Below are 16,602 nucleotides of genomic sequence, written 5' to 3'. Positions count from 1 at the left end.
CGCGTCGGGTTGGGGCGGTGCGGGGCCGGTCGCGGTTGCCGGTGTTGTGGTCGTGAGAAACGCGTCTCGCGGCGAGAAACAACGTGATGGGGCGTTTGTCAGTGTGGATCGCGTTTCTCGCGGCGAGAAACAACGTGACGGGGCGTTTCTTCGTGTGGATCGCGTTTCTCGCGTCGGGTTGGGGCGGTGCGGGGCCGGTCGCGGTTGCCGGTGTTGTGGTCGTGAGAAACGCGTCTCGCGGCGAGAAACGACGTGACGGGGCGTTTCTTCGTGTGGATCGCGTTTCTCGCGGGAGGCGGAGGCGGGGGCGGGTCGCGCGCGCCGAGGCGGCGGAGGGCGAGGAGCGAGGGGGCGGGCGGTACGACCGCGCAGCGCGGGCGTCAGGCGAGCGACAGGCGGCGCAGGCCCTCGTCCAGCGACACCGCGGGGGTCCAGCGCAGATCGCGGCGGATCTCGGTCTGGTCGAACCAGTGCGCGGTCGACAGCTGCTCGGCGAGGAAGCGGGTCATCGGCGGCTCGTCCTCGCCCGGACGCACGGCCCAGACGCGCTCCACCAGGGCACCGGCCGCGCGCGCCAGCCCCGCGGGCACGCTGAAGCTCGGCGGCGTGACACCCGAGGCTCGGCAGATCCCGGCGAGCAGGTCGCCGACCGGGCGCGGTTCGCCGTTCGTCAGCACGTAGGCGCGTCCGCTGACGTCGTCGACGCGGGCGAGGGCGGCGGCGATCCCGGATGCCGCATTGTCGACGTAGGTGGAGTCGATGAGCGCCGTGCCGCCGTTCAGCAGGGGCAGACGGCCCCGGCGAGCGCGGTCGACGATGCGCGCGATGAGCTGGGTGTCGCCCGGGCCCCACACCAGGTGCGGGCGGATCGCGACGAGGGCAGTGCCCGCGACCGCGCGGGAGAGCGCGAGCAGCTCGGCCTCGGCCTTCGTCCGGGCGTATTCGCCGTGCGCGGCATCCGGATCGGCGGGCTCGGCGCCGACGCCCGCGAGCGCGTGGCCGGCGTGCGCCACCGACGGCGACGACACGTGCACGATGCGCGACACGCCGGCTGCGGCTGCGGCGTCGAGGAGCGTGCGCGTGCCCTCGACGTTGACCGCACGGAACTGAGCGGGGTCTCCCGCGAGCGACACTTTCGCCGCCAGGTGCACGACGCCGTCGACGCCGTCGAGGGCGGATGCCACGGCATCCGGATCGGTCACGGAACCGAGACGATCCTCGGCGCCCTCCACGCCGGAGGGGCGGCGCTGGAGGGTGCGGACGGAGTGTCCGGCCTCCTGCAGGGCGCGCACGACCGCACCGCCGAGGAAACCGGACGCGCCGGTGGCGAGCACTCTCACGGTGCCGTCGGATTCTCGCCCGACAGGAGGCGATCCGCCCACGCCGCGACGCGGGTGCGATCGATCTTCGAGTTGTGGCGGATGTCGGTGGGGAGGGTCGGTACCACCAGCACGGCCGCCAGCCGCTGCCGGGTCGAGGCACGAACGGCGTCGGTCAGGGCGGGGGATGCCAGTCCGGGGCGTCGTGTGCCGGCCTCGACGACGGCGACGACGACCTGCCGGCCGACGGGTCCGACCCCCACGGCCGCGGCGCGAGCGACGGCGTCGACGGTCTCGGCATCCTGCTCGATGCCGACCGGGGTCACGGGACCGTCGGCGGTGGTGATGACGTGGGGGAGTCGCCCCTCGACCCAGAGGCGTCCGTCGGAGTCGAGGTGACCGACGTCACCGGTGCGGTGCCACCGATCGGGGAGGCCTCGGCGCGCTTCGCGGTCGGTGAGGTAGAGCCGGAAGTAGCCGCGCTTGAGGTGGGGAGCGGAGATGACGATCTCGCCGGTCACCCCGGTGTCGGTCGTCGGCTCTCCGGTGGCACGGCCGTCGGCGTCGATCGCCGAGATGCGCACCTGGCCCGTGCCGAGCGGGCGGCCGACGCAGACACCGCGGTCACCCGCGACCCGCTCGATCTCGGGCAGAGTGACGTCGGCGACCAGCAAGCATTCGGTCATGCCGTACGGGGTGTGCGCGACGGCGTTCGGCATGAGTCGCTGCGCACGGCGGAGCAGGTCGATGCCGACCGGGGCGCCGGTGGAGAGGAACGTCTCGACGCGCTCGAGCGCTGCGCGGTCATCGGCGCCGAGACCGGATGCCGTGGCGACGACGTTCGCGACGGCGGCGGGCGAGAGGAAGACCATGCGCGCGTCGGAGGCCCGCACGGCCGCGGCGACGGCTGCGGCGGTGAGGGTGCGCGGGGCCGAGACGTCCATGTCGGGTGTCGCCGAGCGCGTGCCCAGCGCCGGGCCGAGCAGCGCGAAGGGCGCGAACCCTGTGACGAGACCCGTGTCGGCGGTGACGTCGAAGTGCGCGGCGAGGGTGTCGCGCAGTGCGGTGAGCTGCGCGTGCGTGTAGACGACGCCCTTGGCAGGCCCCGTGGAGCCGGACGTGAACAGCACGGCCGCATCGGCGTCGGGCGCGGGTGCGGCGGGGAGGACGCGACCCCGCCCGGCGCGGGCCAGGTCGGACAGGCTCGCGTCCACGCCCAGGGCACGCGAAGCCGCGACGGGGAGGGAGGCGGCCGAGATGCGGCGGCCGGGCCAGCCGAGCGCGCGTGCGGCGGCGAGTCCCGCGACCTCGCCGATGACGACGTCGGGCACGGCACCGCGCACCGCGCGCGACAGACCCCGGATGCCGAGACCCCGGTCGGCCACGACGACGACGGCGCCGATGCGCAGGCACGCGTACAGTGCGGCGGTGAGGGTGGGGCCGGGCTGCACGAGAAGGGAGACGCGGTCTCCCGCGCGGACGCCGGACGCGTCGAGGCCGGCGGCGATCTCGTCGACGCGGGTGGCGAGCTGCCGCCAGCTCACGCGGAGGGGCCCGCCGTCGCGGGAGGTGCTCATGTCGATGACGGCGACGTCGTCGTCGTCGCGGCGGGCGTCGAGGGCGTCCCAGAGGGAGCCGGCGGCGGTGTCCCCGCCGGTGAACTCAGCGGTCCGGTCCGTGTCGCGCATCTGCGTCCCCGCGGCGGTCTCGGCGTCCGCTCGGGCTCGCGCCTCCGCCCGGCGTTCCGCCGCGGCCGCGCGACGGGTGCCGACCGCGGGGACCACGGCATCCACGACCTTCTCGTCGAGCCAGTCGAGCACGACGTCGGCGTAGGGCCGCTCTTCGGCGATCAGATGTCCGGCGCCCTCGAAGCGATGCACGTCGGCGTGGGGCAGGCGGTCGGTGAGGTCGTCGAGGTGTCCCTCGCCGAACACGGGATCCTTGGGGCCGCGGAGGAGGAGCGCGGGCACGTCGAGTCGCCGAAGCCCCGCCGACATGCGACGCAGGGCCGGGGTGCTCTCGTCGGCAGCCGTGGCGGGGATGTCGGCCACGAAGCCGCCGATCCCGCGGCGGCGGGCGATGGTGGCGTACGGCGCGCGGAAGGCGGAGCGCACAGCGGGGTCGAGATCGGCCAGTGCGAGCGTGGTGTCGAGGAACGCAGTCGTCCCGGTCGTCCCGGCGGCGAGCAGACCACGGGCGGTCGCCACGCGCAACGCGAACGGCAGTGGCGCGCCGTCGGGGTGGTGCACGGCGGTGTTCAAGGCGATGACGGCGGCGAGACGGTCGCGGTTCTCGACGGCCCACCCGAGCGAGACCGGCCCTCCCCAGTCGTGTCCGATCGTCACGACCGGACCCGGGATGCCGAGCTCGTCGACGAGCGCGCCGAGATCGGCGATGCGCTGGGCGAGGGTGCGCCGCACCCCCGAGCGCTCCGAGAAGCCCATCTCGAGCTGATCGACGGCGACGACCCGCCACGCGGTGCGGCCCGCCTCCGCGCGCTGCAGCGAAGTGCTCACCAGCGCGCGCCAGAGGTACGACCAGGTGGGGTTTCCGTGGACGGCGACGATCGTGCCGACGGGGGCGATGCCGCGTTCGGCGAGGGCGTCGCCGGTGTCGAGGACATGCCAGGTGCGGGTGGCGTGCGCATCGGCGGCGACGCCGTCGACCGCGACGAGGCGCGACAGGGCCGGGTCGAGACCGGGAAGGCCCACCGGGGGCAGGGTCGCGCCGGGGGCGGTGACCTTCACCAGGCCAGCTCCAGCATGCCGGTGTTCAACCCGGAGCCCACTCCCATCAACAGGACGCGGTCGCCCCGGCGCAGCGTCTTCTGCTCGGCGGCAAGGGTGATGGGGATGGAGGCCGGTCCCACATTGCCCAGGGTGGGGTAGGTGACCGGTACGCGACCGCGGTCGAGCTTTGCGGCTCGGACGATCGCCGAGGTGTGCACGGAGGAGACCTGGTGCGTGATGTAGCGGTCCATGCCCATCCACGAGAATTCGTCCTTCGCCTCCTTCCACGCGGACACGACCAGGTCGAGCCCGCCCTTCAGCAGCGCCTTGGCGTCGGTGAACATCCCGTCGACGCTTCCGACGCAGAGGTCGTAGAACTGCGTGGCAGCGCGCGTCACGCCGCCGACGATGCGGTGACCTTCTGGATGGTCGCTCGCGCGACCGAGCACGGCGGCGGCGGCGCCCGAACCCAACGTCAGCGACGCGAACTCCTGCATGAAGGCGTCGCGGTCGAGGTCTTCGCGCACGAGACGGTTGATGGTGTTGACCTGGATCTCGTCGGCATCCTCACCGTTGACGATCAGGGCGTACTTGACCTGGCCTGACTGGATCATGCCCGCGGCCAGGCTCATGCCGTTGATGAATCCGAGGCAGGCGTTGGCGACGTCGAAGTTGATCGCCGAGCTCGGCAGGCCCAGACCGTGGTGAAGGCGCACGGCCACCGACGGCTCGAGGTGCTTGCGGGTGACCGAGGTGTTGATGATCAGGCCGACCTCACTGGGGTCGACTCCCGCCTCGGCGAGGGCCTGCTTGCCCGCGGCGATCGTCGCCTCGTCGGACGACTCGCCCTCGGCCCAGTTGCGGCGTTCGTTGACGCCCGCGACGCGGCGCAGGAGTCCGGGCTTGAGCTTGAGGCGCTCCAGCGCCGGGGCCAGCCGCGCCTCGATGTCGTCGGACGTCGTCACGCGGCTGGGCAGGACGCTCGCCACCGAAACGAGGGCCACATCGTCGAAGTGCGTGGTGGCATTACCTGGCAAGAGAGCTCCCGCATCCTGTGCGTTGACGGCGCAGCCGGGCACGGAGGGACGCGCAGACGGCTCGAAGATTACCCCTCAGGATAAGCCGCGACGTATGTCGCGGGCTGCATGGGGGCTGAACGTGCTACAGCCGGCCCGCTGCCTTGAGCGCGAGATAGCGATCGGCGACGAGGGGCGGCAGGTCGTCCGCCGACGCCGACACCGCATCGCCGCCCGCGCGCACCACCGCGTCGCGCACGCGCTCGGCGTCGTGTCGAGCACGCTCCACGGCCGCGGCGGCGTACACGTCGGCGGCATCCCGGTGCGCCGGCGTCTCGCCCGGACCGTCCGTCGCCGTGGCCACCAGCAACCGCGACCGTGCGGCGACGGCGGGCAACGACGCGAGGAAGGCGCGCGCGGCCTCGGGGTCGTCGGCCGCGGTGAGCAGCACGACCAGGGCCGGGCGCACCGACAAACCGCGCACCTGAGCGAATGCGGCATCCCAGTCGGTGTCGATCAGCTGCGGGTCGACCGGGCACATGGCATCCACCAGGGCGGGAAGCAGCTGCGGACCGTCGACCCGCGTGACGCGGGCGCGGGTGACGCGGTCGAACATCAGCAGGTGCACGTGATCGCCGGCGCGCGTCGCGAGCACCGAGAGCAGCAGCGCGGACTCCATCGCGGCGTCCAGGCGCACCCCGTCGCCCACCCGCGCCGCGGCCGTGCGCCCGGTGTCGATGACGATGACGACGTGCCGGTCGCGCTCCGGTCGCCACGTGCGGAGCATCGTCGTCCCTGCGCGCGCGGTGGCCCGCCAGTCGATGGAGCGCACGTCGTCGCCGCGGACGTACTCCCGCAGACTGTCGAACTCGGTTCCCTGTCCGCGCACCTGCAGCGTGGTGTTGCCGTCGAGCTCCCGGAGCCGGGCGAGACGTGAGGGCAGGTGCCGCCGGGAGGTGAACGGCGGCAGCACCCGCAGGCGAGCGGGGGCGTCGATCACCGCCTGCCGGCCGGCGAGGCCCAGCGGCCCCACCGAACGCACGACGACGAACGCGCTGCGCAGTTCGCCCCGGCGACGGGGGAGCAGCGAGAGGGGAGCTCCCCGTCGCTCACCCGGGGGGACGGTGAGGCTCTGCCGCCCCGAGGGTGCGCCCGCTGTCGGCTGCCACGCGTCACGCACCCGCGCCCGCAACAGGCGCGTGCCGAGATTGCGCACCCGGAGTTCTCCCGCGACCGGTTCGTCTCGTAGCGCTCGCTCCGGCAGCGTCCGCGTGATCTCCACGCGGCGTGCGTCGGCGGCCGCGGCCGTATCGACGGCGCCCAGCACGGCGCAGAGCGCCACCCAGCCGCCCGCGGCGGTCCACGCCGGCACCCCCGCGCTGCTCAGCAGCACGAGGGGAACGACGCCGAGGGCGACGAGCAGGGCGAGCCGGCCGGTGACGAACATCAGATGGGGACGCGGGTCTGCTGCAGCACGGAGGTGAGGATGGCATCCACCGAGACGCCCTCGATCTCGGCTTCGGGACGCAGGCGGATGCGGTGGCGCCAGACGGGTACGAGCATCGTCTGCACGTGGTCGGGAGTGATCGCGGGGTACCCGCCGAGCCACGCCCACGCCTTGGCGGCGGCCAGCAGTCCCGTCGTCGCGCGGGGGCTGACGCCCAGCAGCACCGAGGGGCTGTGCCGGGTGGCACGGGCGAGGTCGACGACGTACCCGAGGAGGTCGTCGTCGACGGCGACGGATGCCGCGGCGCGCTGCGCGGCGAGGATCTCGTCGGCCGTGACCACGGCGTGCACCCCGGCGTCATCCAGGCGACGGGGGTCGAAACCGCTCGCATGCCGACGCAGCACGTCGACCTCGGCGTCGCGCCCGGGCAGGTCGACGACGAGCTTGAGCAGGAAGCGGTCGAGCTGCGCCTCGGGGAGCGTGTACGTGCCCTCGTGCTCGATGGGGTTCTGGGTCGCCGCGACCAGGAAGGGGTCGGGGAGGGCCCGGCTCTCGCCGTCGGACGACACCTGCCGCTCCTCCATCGCCTCCAGGAGCGCCGCCTGGGTCTTGGGGGGCGTGCGGTTGATCTCGTCGGCCAGCAGCACGTGGGTGAAGACGGGGCCCGGCCGGAAATCGAATCCCCCGGCGCGGGGGTCGTAGACGAGCGACCCCGTGACGTCTCCCGGCATGAGGTCGGGCGTGAACTGCACGCGTCGCGTGTCGAGGCCCAGGGCTCGGCTGAAGGAGCGCACGAGCAGCGTCTTGGCCACGCCGGGGACGCCCTCGAGCAGGACGTGCCCGCGCGAGAGAAGGGCGATGAGAAGCCCGGTGACCGTGCCGTCCTGCCCGACCACGGCTTTGCCCACCTCGAGTCGCACGCGGTGCAGGGACTCGCGCAGGGTCGCGTGGTCGTCGGCGACCCGGGCCTGGGCACGCGTCGTGGCGGGAGCGTCGAGAGGGCCGGGGACCGCGGCCGGGGACGAGGGGGCGGGCCAGGCCGGGTTCTGGGGGCTGTCGGTCATCGTGTGGTCCCTTCGGTTCGGACGGCGGCGCGCACGCTCGCCTCGAGGTCGCGGAGTCGGTCGGCGGCCGCGACGAGGTCGCGGTCGGTGCGGGGCTGATCGTCGATGAGGATGCCGTGCACCCGGGCGCGGTCGGCGCCCAGGCGTGCGGCGACCGCGTCGGCGACGTCGTCGGGGGCGCTGCGCGGCGACAGCCCGAGCAGCCGTTCGAGGCGCGTGCGCGCGGCTCGTCGCAGCTCGTCGAGGGCGTGCGGCGCATCGCGCGCCGTGGCGTAGAGACGAGCGCGGCCCTCGGTCGTCTCGTTCGCCCGCACCGTGACCGGCAGACGTTCGGTCACGAGGGGACCGAAGCGTCGTCCGCGCCAGATCGCGGCGACGAGGGTGGCGACGATGAGCAACAGGATGCCGGGGGTGACCCAGGGCGGGGTGAGATCGGTGAGGGTCGGGGCGTCGGCCGCGCGGTCGGCGTCGGCGGGGGAGGGCATGTACCAGACGAGCGTGTCGGTCCGGCCGAGCGCTGCGAGGGCGAGGGCGGCGTTGCCGTCACGGGGGAGGGCGGTGTTGGTCAGCGTCACGAGGGCGTCGAGAGCGGTGACCGTGCGGTCCGCCGTCTCGAGGGTGAGGAGTGCGAACTCGCCGCCGACGGGGAAGCAGCCGACGACGTCGTCGCCCGGTGTCATGAGTTCGCCGACGCGCGCGGTGCCGGCGTTGGACGCGGCGGCCGGGGAGCAGTCCGCGGCCACGGCCCGATCGTCGGCGAATCCGCCGAGGCGGGAGCCGTTCAGGAGCACATCGAGTGCGCGCGTACGCGGTTCGAGCAGGACGACGTGGCGCGCTCGGTCGGTCAGATCCCGCAGCGCGTCGTCGGACAGCATGGGGGCGTCGCGCATCGCGAGGGTCGCCTCGCCGGCGGCCAGCGCCCTCTCGGCGGCCGGGCGATCGCGCGCCACGATCACCCGGACGCCCTGTTGCTCGAGGACGCGCACGACGGCGCGGGCTCCGTCGGGTCCGGCGGACTCGGGGTCGAGGGACGCGCGTTGGGTGTACCCGCCGTACACCAGGGTGCCGCCGACGAGCGCGACCAGGAGCAGCGCCACCGCCAGTCCGATCCAGCCCAGGGCCCCGCGCCGCCGGGAGCGCAGGGATGTCGCGGCGACGGTCACGACGCGGCCGCCGGGGTCGGGCGTGTGCGCACGGCCTGTTCGTCGAGCTCGGCGATCTCGCGGTAGCGCTCGGCGGAGCCGGGCCGGCGCAGGTATCGCACGTCGTCGAAGATCTCGGCCGCCTCGTGGAGGGGTGATGCGAGGGGCGGGAGGGCGGTAGCTGCTTCGCGACAGAACGCGCGCACCGTCGCTCCCGGCGGCGGGTCGACGAGACCGCGCTCGGTGAGTCCGCGGGCGAAGGCGCGGAAGCGCAGCACGATCGCTTCATCCCAGTCGGCGCGTGCGGCGGCCCGGGCGGCGTCGGCGCGCAGGTCGTCGGCCGACCGGACGTCGTCCTCGTCGAAGAGAGCGTGAGCGGGCCGGCTCGCGCGCGACACGGGTCGGGGTCGTCCCCAGATGAGGACCGCGACCACGATCAGGGCGGCGATGACGATGGCGAGGACGATGAGCGCGGACGGGCCCCATCCGGAGGTGTCGGGCACGCGCAGCAGGTCGCCGAGGAATCGACCCACCGCCTGGGCGATGCGGTCGATGACGTTCGGCTCCGCCGCCTGGTACGCCGGATCGGACAGCTCCCGTTCCGCCCATTCCCGAGCTTCGTCGGGGTCGGGCAGCAGGGGGACGGCTGCCGCGAGCGCGGCGGGGGATATCACGCGTCGCCGCTCGACCCGGGTGCGGCCCAGGTGGTGGGGGTCGCTCTTGCGGTCTCGGATCGTGTCGAAGGCGTGTCGGGGCGATCGGTCGCGGAGGGGGCCGGGTCGCCCGCCTCGTCGCGCGACCGCCGGTCGTCGACAGGCCTCCCAGCCGGCGCGGGGTATCCCGGCTGGAGGCCGAACGGCGGCTGTGCGTACCCCTGCTGCCCGCCCGGCGCCGGGTACCCCTGCTGCGCGTATCCCTGCTGCCCGCCCGGCGCCGGATATCCCTGCTGCGCGTATCCCTGCTGCCCGCTCGGCGCCGGGTACCTCTGCTGCGCGTATCCCTGCTGCCCGCTCGGCGCCGGGTACCCCTGCTGCGCGTATCCCTGCTGCCCACCCGGCACTCCGTACACCAGCTGTCCGCCGATCGCCCCGTGGGGCACGGGCGCGGGCCGAGCGACCACCCGTCCGACACCGACCAGATAGGGGTCGTCGAGCTCGGTCGCTCCGGCGTCGCGCGCTTCGACGTAGGTCTGCAGGTCGTGATCGAGCGCTTCGACGCGCATGCGGGCGTCGACGTAGACGAGCGCCGCCGACGTCGATTGCACGACGAGCGCGATGCACTGCACGAGCAGGACGCCGAACTGACCGATGACCTGCACGACGATCAGGCCGACGAAGGCGCCGGTGTCGGTCTCGCCGGTCGGGGCGATGATGACCGGTACGAGGCTTCCGACCAGGCTGAAGGGGATCGAGATGATCTGGGCGACGATGCTGAACGCGATAGAGATCACGATGAACACGCCCAGCGTGGACCAGAACCGTCCGCGCGTCAGCCGCCACGAACGCCCGATCGCACGGAACACCGGGGCACGCTCGAGGATGATCGCCGACGGCACGAGATAGAGCTTCGCGGCGAGCCAGAGCGACAGCACGATGAGTCCGAGCACCGCCAGGACGCCGAACAGGATGCCGAGCCACAGCACCGACATCACCAACAGGGTGACGATGCCCGCCAGCACACCGATCGCGACGACGGTGGCGAGGACGGTGAAGGCGCTGTAGCCGATCAGGCGCCACACGACGGGCTTCACGCGCGCCCACACGGCCCGCAGCGTCGGCTTCTCGGCGACGACGGCGTGCGCGACCTCGGCGACGACCACGCCCTGCACGATGACGCTCAGCGCCCCCGTCGCCACACCCAGCACGAGGGCCGTGGCGCCGGTGAGCACGACCGAACCCGCCAGGATGGCGTCGAAGTCGTCGCTACCCGGGGCGACGGTGTCGAGGCGCGTGAAGCTCGCGACCGCCGCGGCGGCGACGGCCGCGGTGAGCACGATGTAGGCCACGGCCTGGGTGAGGAGTGCGAAGCCCAGCAGCACCTTCGGGTTGTGGCGCAGAGCGACGAAGGAGCGGCCGAGGATCGTGCCGAAGCCGTAGGGGTGCAGGGGCACGATGCCGGGGCGGGATGCCGGAGTCCAGGCGGGGTACGCGGTCACGGTGGCGCCTCCTCGTCACATGGCGGTCTGTTCATCGTGTCACACACCCCCGACACGCTCGCCTCTCGTGCAGGCAGGTCGACTACTCTCGATGGGACATGCCCCCACCGGGGCGTCCTGCCCGTTTCCGAGCGGGTCCGAGCTGGAAGACGTACACCCGAATGACTTCACGGATCCTCGTTGTCGACGACGACACCGCGCTGGCCGAGATGATCGGCATCGTGCTGCGTACCGAGGGATTCGACACCGTCTTCTGCGCCGACGGTGCGCAGGCCGTGGACGCCTGGCGCACCGAGCGCCCCGACCTCATCCTCCTCGACCTCATGCTGCCCGGGGTCGACGGCATCGAGATCTGCACGCGGGTGCGCGCTGAGTCCGGCGTTCCGATCATCATGCTGACGGCGCGCACCGACACCGCCGACGTGGTGAAGGGGCTCGAGTCGGGCGCCGACGACTACATCATGAAACCCTTCAACCCGAAGGAGCTCGTCGCCCGCATCCGCACGCGCCTGCGGCCGGTCCAGGCGGCGGCCGACGAGACCCTGCGGATCGGGGACCTGACCGTCGACGTCGCCGCACACGAGGTGCGCCGAGGCGACGCGCCGATCGCGCTGACCCCGCTGGAGTTCGAACTCCTCGTCGCGCTCGCCGAGAAGCCGCAACAGGTCTTCTCCCGCGAGATGCTGCTCGAGCAGGTGTGGGGCTACCACTACAAGGCCGATACGCGTCTGGTGAACGTGCACGTGCAGCGCCTGCGCGCCAAGATCGAGGCCGACCCCGACAATCCGCGGATCGTGACCACCGTGCGCGGCGTGGGATACCGCGCCGGCGCGGTGGCCTGAGCACCTCATGACGGGGGCGGTCCGCACCCTCCCGCCTCAGCCGCGCAGCATCCGCGACTGGCGTCTCGCCCGTGACCGCCTGCGCACGCTCTGGCGCCGATCCCTGCGCTTCCGCACGATCCTCATCACCGTCACGCTGACGGCGGTGACGATCCTCGCGACGTGTCTGGCGATGGCGCTCGTCATCCAGAACGAGCTCTTCACCGCGCGGAAGGACCAGGTGCTCCTCGAGGCGCAGCGCGCCACGGCTGCGGCGCAGGCGACCCTCGACGCCGCGGTGGACTCGACCGACCCGGCCGCCGCCCAGACCCTGATGAACGGCATCGCGACCCGCCTGTCGCAGCAGTCCTCCAGCGACCTCATCGCGCTCTACCGCATCGGCCCGCCGTCCCCCTTGGCTCCGCAGCCGTTCATCTCACCCGCGTTCGAGTCGAATCTGGTCACCGAGGCGCTGCGCACGCAGGTGCAGTCGAGCCCCGACCTGCAGTGGTGGCAGTCGGTCGCGCTGCCCTCCGACGGAGGCCGCGAGGTCCCCGGCATCCTGGTCGGACACCAACTCCGTTTCCCCGCCTCCGACGGCGTCGATTCGTACGAGCTGTACATGGGGTACGACCTCGTCAGCGCCTCGCAGACGCTCTCCTTCGTTCAAGTGCTGCTGTGGGTGGTGGGACTCGTCCTGGTCGTGCTGATCGGCGCGATCGCCTGGTTCGTCCTCCGCTCGGTGACCACCCCGATCGCGGATGCCGCAGAGACCAGCGCGAAGCTCGCGGCGGGCGACCTGGGTGTGCGGTTGCCGGTGCGCGGCGAAGACGAGCTGGCCACGCTGAACCGCTCCTTCAACGCGATGGCTGACAGCATCGAATCGCAGATCAAGGAACTCGCCGATCTCTCGCTCGTGCAGCAGCGTTTCGTCTCCGACGTCTCGCACGAACTGCGCACGCCCCTGACCACGATCAAGCTCGCCGCCGACATGATCAACGACCAGCGCGAGGAGTTCGACCCGGTGACGGGTCGCGCTGCGGAGCTGCTGCACGCGCAGGTACAGCGCTTCGAGGTGCTGCTGACCGACCTGCTCGAGATCAGCCGGTACGACGCGGGGTCGGTGCAGCTCGAGCTCGAGCCGACCAGTCTCGCTCACCTCGCCGAGGACGTCATCCTCTCGATGGAGCAGTTGGCCGAGGGGCACGGTTCCGATGTGCGGCTCGTCGCCCCCGGCGGCTACACCCCGGTCGACATGGACGCCCGTCGCGTGCGCCGCATCGTGCGCAACCTCCTCGGCAACGCCATCGAGCACGGCGAGGGGCGTCCGATCGTCGTCTCGGTCGACAGTGATCGGGATGCCATCGCCCTCGGCGTGCGCGACTTCGGCCTGGGCATGCGCGGTGACGACGTCGAGCGCGTGTTCGACCGATTCTGGCGCGCGGACCCGTCGCGGGTACGCACCATCGGCGGCACGGGCCTGGGGCTCTCGATCGCGCTGGGCGACGCGCGCCTGCACGGCGGCACCCTCGCGGTGTGGTCAGAACTCGGTCGCGGGTCGAATTTCGTGCTGACCCTGCCGCGCACCGGCAGGCCGGTGACCGGCTCGCCCCTTCCCCTCGAACCCGACGACGAGCAAGGGGGCGCGCTCGAGGCGCTCGGCCTCACGCAGCCCATCTCGACCCGTCCCGGAGTCAGGAGGACGTCATGAGGCGCGCCCTCGCTCTCGTCAGCCTCGCCCTCGTGCTCGCCCTCGCCGCGTGCACGGGCCTGCCCACCACCGGTTACGTCAATCCGGGCCGCGGGCCGCAGTCCGACGACACCCAGGCTTTCGCGTTCGTCCCCGACGGCCCGCAGGACGATGCCACGCCCACCGAGATCGTGGAGGGGTTCCTGCGAGCCGGTTCCGGTCCCGCCGACGACTGGGCGACCGCGAAGCTCTTCCTCGCCGCGGGTACGCAGTGGGACCCGCGGGCCCGTGTGACGATCGACCGCCTGGCCGACCGCCGTGCGACGGCCGCCGCCGACGGCACCTCGGTTGCGGTGTCCGTGATGGCGACCGCCGGAGTGGACGCCGACGGCGCCTACGCCCCCGCCGCGTCGGGCACGGCCGAGACCCTTTCGTTCACCCTCGCGCGGATCGACGACCAGTGGCGCATCACCGCCGCCCCCGACGGGGTCGTGCTGTACGAAGAGGTGTTCCCGACCGTCTATCAGCCGGCATCCATCGCCTACTTCGACCCCACGTACAGCTTCATCGTGCCGGACGTCCGCTGGTTCCCCCGCGCCCTGGTCGCCAGCCGGGTGGCCACCGCGCTCGTCGACGGGCAGCCCAGCACATGGCTCGCGGGTGCGGTGGCGTCCGCGTTCCCTGACGAACTGTCGCTCGTGGGGCGCTCGGTCACCCTGTCGCAGAACGGCGTGGCGCAGGTGCAGTTGCCGCGGGCGGCGCTGAGCCTCGACCGCACGCGGCTCGACCGCATGCAGACCCAGCTCGCACGCAGTCTCGCCACGGCGGGGATCAGCGACGTGCAGATGACCGTCGAGGGCACTCCCATCACGGCCACCGAGGTGCCGGTGCGCGTCACACGCGTCGATCCCTCGCCGGCGGTGCTGACCTCGATCGGCCTGTTCGGCTCGCTCACGGGTGACACGGTCGAGCCCATCGACGGCCTCTCCGACGCCGTCGAGTCGCTGGCGCCCTCCTCGATCGAGCTCGAGGCCGATCGCAGCCTCGCCGCGATCCGGACGCAGCAGGGGTCGGTCGCGAGTGCGCTCGCCGATGGGCGCACGTTCCTCCTCGATGATCGTCCTGGCCTCATCGCCCCCTCGATCGACGCGGAGGGGGCCATCTGGAGCGTTCCCGCGGCGGCGCCCACGCAGATGCGGGCCATCACGGCCGAGGGTGTTCCGCGCGACGTCGGCAACGCCTGGCCGGATGCTGCGGAGATCACCGCCATGCAGATCTCACGCGACGGCACGCGCATCGCCGCCGTCGTGACCGTCTCGGGCGTGCGCGAGGTGTGGGTCGCCGGCATCCAGCGCACCAACGGCGACATCGACCTGGGCCCGCCTCACGTGCTGTCGTTCTCGCAGCCGGGGGCGTTCGACCTCGCGTGGCTCGACGACACCACCATCGGCGTGCTCTCCAGCGTCGACGGCGTCAGCACCCTGCACGAGCTCGGCGTGGGCGGGCGCGGTACCGACTCGGTCGCGCCGGAGGGCACCCGCACGTTGGCTGCGGGCAGTACGAGCGTCCGCGTGCTCGACGACCAGGGACGCCTGTTCAGCCGCCGCGGAAGCTCCTGGACGCTCGTGGCCTCCGGCATCCGTGTTCTCGCGGCGCAGCAGGGCACCACTTCCTGACGCTCCTCCCCAGGGGTCGGGCGTCCACCGACCCCGCGTCCGGCCCACCGAGCCGGGGCCGGGCGCGGAAGGCTCGCCGTATGGCCCTCCTCGTCCCGATCGCGTCCGCTCTGCGCGACGCCCTCACGTTCTGGCTGCCGCTCGCGTGCGCGGGGTGCGACGATCCCGACGTGTCGTTGTGCGACGGATGCCGTGGCCACCTGGCTCCGCGGCCGTCGCGGAGCTCGCGCGAGCCCGATCTGACCGTCGTGAGCGCACTGCCCTTCGAGGGCGTCCCCGCCCGGGTCATCCGGGCGTTCAAGGAGGAGGGGCGTACGGCGTTGGCGCGCGACCTCGCCCCCGCGTTGGCCGCGGCGCTGGCGGCATCCGGTCCCTCGGGGGCGACGGTCACGACGGTGCCCTCGTCGCGTGCGGCGTTCCGCCGACGTGGCTATCGCCCGGTCGAGGTGCTGGTGCGGCGGACGGGTCGGCGCCCCGAGCGTCTGCTGCGACTGCGTCGAGCACCCGCTGATCAGCGTGGACTCGATGGTCGGGCGCGTCGCGAGAACGTCCGCGACGTGTTCGCGGTCCGTGGCCTGGTGAGCGGGCCGGTCGTGGTGGTCGACGATGTGGTCACGACGGGTGCGACGTTGGCCGAAGCGGTTCGTGCCCTGCGCGCGGCGGGCGCCACCGATGTGCGGGTCGTTGCCCTGGCGCACACTCCGCGTCGCGGGCGATCCGCAGGTGAACCGGAGGTGATTCGCACGTGACAGGGCGGTGGCCGCCCACTAGCGTAAGGATGACTGAAGGCGACGGACGTTCCGCCCTTAGACCGGGCGGAACCCGGAACAAGGAGGTCACTGATGGACACCAACATCGTCGGCGTGGGAGTCGGTATCACCGATCGATTCCGCACCGTGGTTGAAGAGAAGGTCAGTCGAATCGAGCACCTGGCGCCCCGCGCCGGAGCGCTCGAGGTCAAGGTGACGCATCGGGCCTATCGCAATGGCCGCATGGAAGACGACACGGTCGAACTCACCCTCGACGGCAAGGGCCCGATCGTTCGCGCGGAGGCGACGGACGTCGATAAGTTCGCAGCCCTCGACCTCGCCGTCGACAAGATCTCGGAGCAGGTGCGCCGAGCCAAAGACAAGCGCATCGACGCGCGCAACCACCCTCGTGGGGCCAAGTTCGAGAAGGGCACCGGCGAGCTCTCGGGCATCGACGTCGAGCCGGCCTCCGTCGACGTGCTGCGTGCCGTCGCCACCGGATCCATCCCGGTTCAGGCTGAAGGCGCAGCGGACGAGGAGGACTACTCGCCCGTCGTCATCCGCCAGAAGGAGTTCGCCGCCGAGTGGATGACGGTCGAAGACGCTGTCGACCGCATGGAACTCGTCGGCCACGACTTCTTCCTCTTCATCGACGCACGCACCGATCACCCGAGCGTCGTCTACCGCCGCAAGGGATGGGACTACGGCGTGATCGCCCTCGCCACGCAGGCTGCGCCGGCGGTCCCGGCGGCATCCTGACACCCGCACGAACACGACGCCCCCGTCCGGAAGGA

At 72.5% G+C, this 16,602-nt stretch carries 13 protein-coding genes; 5 read left to right on the top strand and 8 right to left on the bottom strand.

All coding sequences use genetic code 11. From position 1 onward, the window contains the following. Positions 1 to 380 precede the first annotated feature (380 nt). The 8 genes from ACTJJP_RS04765 to ACTJJP_RS04730 all read right to left on the bottom strand — a co-directional run bounded on the left by ACTJJP_RS04765 (position 381) and on the right by ACTJJP_RS04730 (position 10,872). Entirely contained in the window at positions 381 to 1,340 is a 960-nt protein-coding gene (locus ACTJJP_RS04765) for an NAD-dependent epimerase/dehydratase family protein (protein ID WP_440773877.1), read from the bottom strand. Next, positions 1,337 to 4,066, bottom strand: coding sequence for an alpha/beta fold hydrolase (locus ACTJJP_RS04760; protein WP_440773876.1), 2,730 nt, complete (start codon positions 4,064 to 4,066; stop codon positions 1,337 to 1,339). Before ACTJJP_RS04760 ends, ACTJJP_RS04765 begins: the two co-directional genes overlap by 4 nt. Beyond that, positions 4,063 to 5,085 (bottom strand): 3-oxoacyl-ACP synthase III, encoded by a 1,023-nt coding sequence (locus tag ACTJJP_RS04755; protein ID WP_440773875.1) that lies wholly within the window; start codon positions 5,083 to 5,085, stop codon positions 4,063 to 4,065. The genes ACTJJP_RS04760 and ACTJJP_RS04755 overlap by 4 nt, the downstream gene beginning before the upstream one ends. 124 nt (positions 5,086 to 5,209) lie before the next feature. Further along, positions 5,210 to 6,511, bottom strand: a complete 1,302-nt coding sequence (locus ACTJJP_RS04750) for a DUF58 domain-containing protein (RefSeq protein ID WP_440773874.1) — start codon at positions 6,509 to 6,511, stop codon at positions 5,210 to 5,212. Beyond that, positions 6,511 to 7,575 carry an AAA family ATPase gene (locus ACTJJP_RS04745; RefSeq protein ID WP_440773873.1) on the bottom strand — a complete coding sequence of 355 codons (1,065 nt, stop codon included), beginning with the start codon at positions 7,573 to 7,575 and terminating at the stop codon, positions 6,511 to 6,513. The genes ACTJJP_RS04750 and ACTJJP_RS04745 overlap by 1 nt, the downstream gene beginning before the upstream one ends. Continuing rightward, positions 7,572 to 8,738: a DUF4350 domain-containing protein gene (locus tag ACTJJP_RS04740; RefSeq protein ID WP_440773872.1), complete on the bottom strand. Its 1,167-nt coding sequence runs from the start codon at positions 8,736 to 8,738 to the stop codon at positions 7,572 to 7,574. The genes ACTJJP_RS04745 and ACTJJP_RS04740 overlap by 4 nt, the downstream gene beginning before the upstream one ends. Continuing rightward, positions 8,735 to 9,391, bottom strand: a complete 657-nt coding sequence (locus ACTJJP_RS04735; RefSeq protein ID WP_440773871.1) for a DUF4129 domain-containing protein — start codon at positions 9,389 to 9,391, stop codon at positions 8,735 to 8,737. Before ACTJJP_RS04735 ends, ACTJJP_RS04740 begins: the two co-directional genes overlap by 4 nt. Then, positions 9,388 to 10,872, bottom strand: coding sequence for a glycerophosphoryl diester phosphodiesterase membrane domain-containing protein (locus tag ACTJJP_RS04730; RefSeq protein WP_440773870.1), 1,485 nt, complete (start codon positions 10,870 to 10,872; stop codon positions 9,388 to 9,390). Before ACTJJP_RS04730 ends, ACTJJP_RS04735 begins: the two co-directional genes overlap by 4 nt. A 161-nt stretch (positions 10,873 to 11,033) precedes the next feature. On the opposite strand from ACTJJP_RS04730, the gene mtrA reads away from it, so the two are divergent. The 5 genes from mtrA to hpf all read left to right on the top strand — a co-directional run bounded on the left by mtrA (position 11,034) and on the right by hpf (position 16,567). Beyond that, positions 11,034 to 11,714, top strand: a complete 681-nt coding sequence (gene mtrA / locus ACTJJP_RS04725) for an MtrAB system response regulator MtrA (protein WP_055958363.1) — start codon at positions 11,034 to 11,036, stop codon at positions 11,712 to 11,714. A gap of 7 nt (positions 11,715 to 11,721) precedes the next feature. Further along, positions 11,722 to 13,404: an MtrAB system histidine kinase MtrB gene (gene mtrB / locus ACTJJP_RS04720; RefSeq protein ID WP_440773869.1), complete on the top strand. Its 1,683-nt coding sequence runs from the start codon at positions 11,722 to 11,724 to the stop codon at positions 13,402 to 13,404. Beyond that, entirely contained in the window at positions 13,401 to 15,059 is a 1,659-nt protein-coding gene (locus tag ACTJJP_RS04715; protein WP_440773868.1) for an LpqB family beta-propeller domain-containing protein, read from the top strand. The genes mtrB and ACTJJP_RS04715 overlap by 4 nt, the downstream gene beginning before the upstream one ends. A gap of 80 nt (positions 15,060 to 15,139) precedes the next feature. After that, positions 15,140 to 15,808 carry a ComF family protein gene (locus ACTJJP_RS04710; RefSeq protein WP_440773867.1) on the top strand — a complete coding sequence of 223 codons (669 nt, stop codon included), beginning with the start codon at positions 15,140 to 15,142 and terminating at the stop codon, positions 15,806 to 15,808. A 93-nt stretch (positions 15,809 to 15,901) separates the two neighbouring features. Continuing rightward, on the top strand, positions 15,902 to 16,567 hold the full coding sequence (hpf, locus tag ACTJJP_RS04705) for a ribosome hibernation-promoting factor, HPF/YfiA family (protein ID WP_440773866.1): 666 nt from the start codon (positions 15,902 to 15,904) through the stop codon (positions 16,565 to 16,567). Positions 16,568 to 16,602 lie beyond the last annotated feature (35 nt).

The organism is Microbacterium sp. 22296, assembly GCF_052045385.1.
Taxonomy (GTDB): Bacteria; Actinomycetota; Actinomycetes; order Actinomycetales; family Microbacteriaceae; genus Microbacterium.
The sequence above is the reverse complement of the archived record's forward strand: the minus strand, read 5'-3'. Positions and strand labels throughout refer to the sequence as shown.

Bases quoted from the DNA above. Each gene is read 5' to 3' on its own strand.
- ACTJJP_RS04745 (WP_440773873.1), bottom strand. From the start codon at position 7,575: ATGACCGACAGCCCCCAGAACCCGGCCTGGCCCGCCCCCTCGTCCCCG.
- ACTJJP_RS04715 (WP_440773868.1), top strand. From the start codon at position 13,401: ATGAGGCGCGCCCTCGCTCTCGTCAGCCTCGCCCTCGTGCTCGCCCTC.
- mtrA (WP_055958363.1), top strand. From the start codon at position 11,034: ATGACTTCACGGATCCTCGTTGTCGACGACGACACCGCGCTGGCCGAG.
- ACTJJP_RS04710 (WP_440773867.1), top strand. From the start codon at position 15,140: ATGGCCCTCCTCGTCCCGATCGCGTCCGCTCTGCGCGACGCCCTCACG.
- hpf (WP_440773866.1), top strand. From the start codon at position 15,902: ATGGACACCAACATCGTCGGCGTGGGAGTCGGTATCACCGATCGATTC.
- ACTJJP_RS04750 (WP_440773874.1), bottom strand. From the start codon at position 6,511: ATGTTCGTCACCGGCCGGCTCGCCCTGCTCGTCGCCCTCGGCGTCGTT.
- mtrB (WP_440773869.1), top strand. From the start codon at position 11,722: ATGACGGGGGCGGTCCGCACCCTCCCGCCTCAGCCGCGCAGCATCCGC.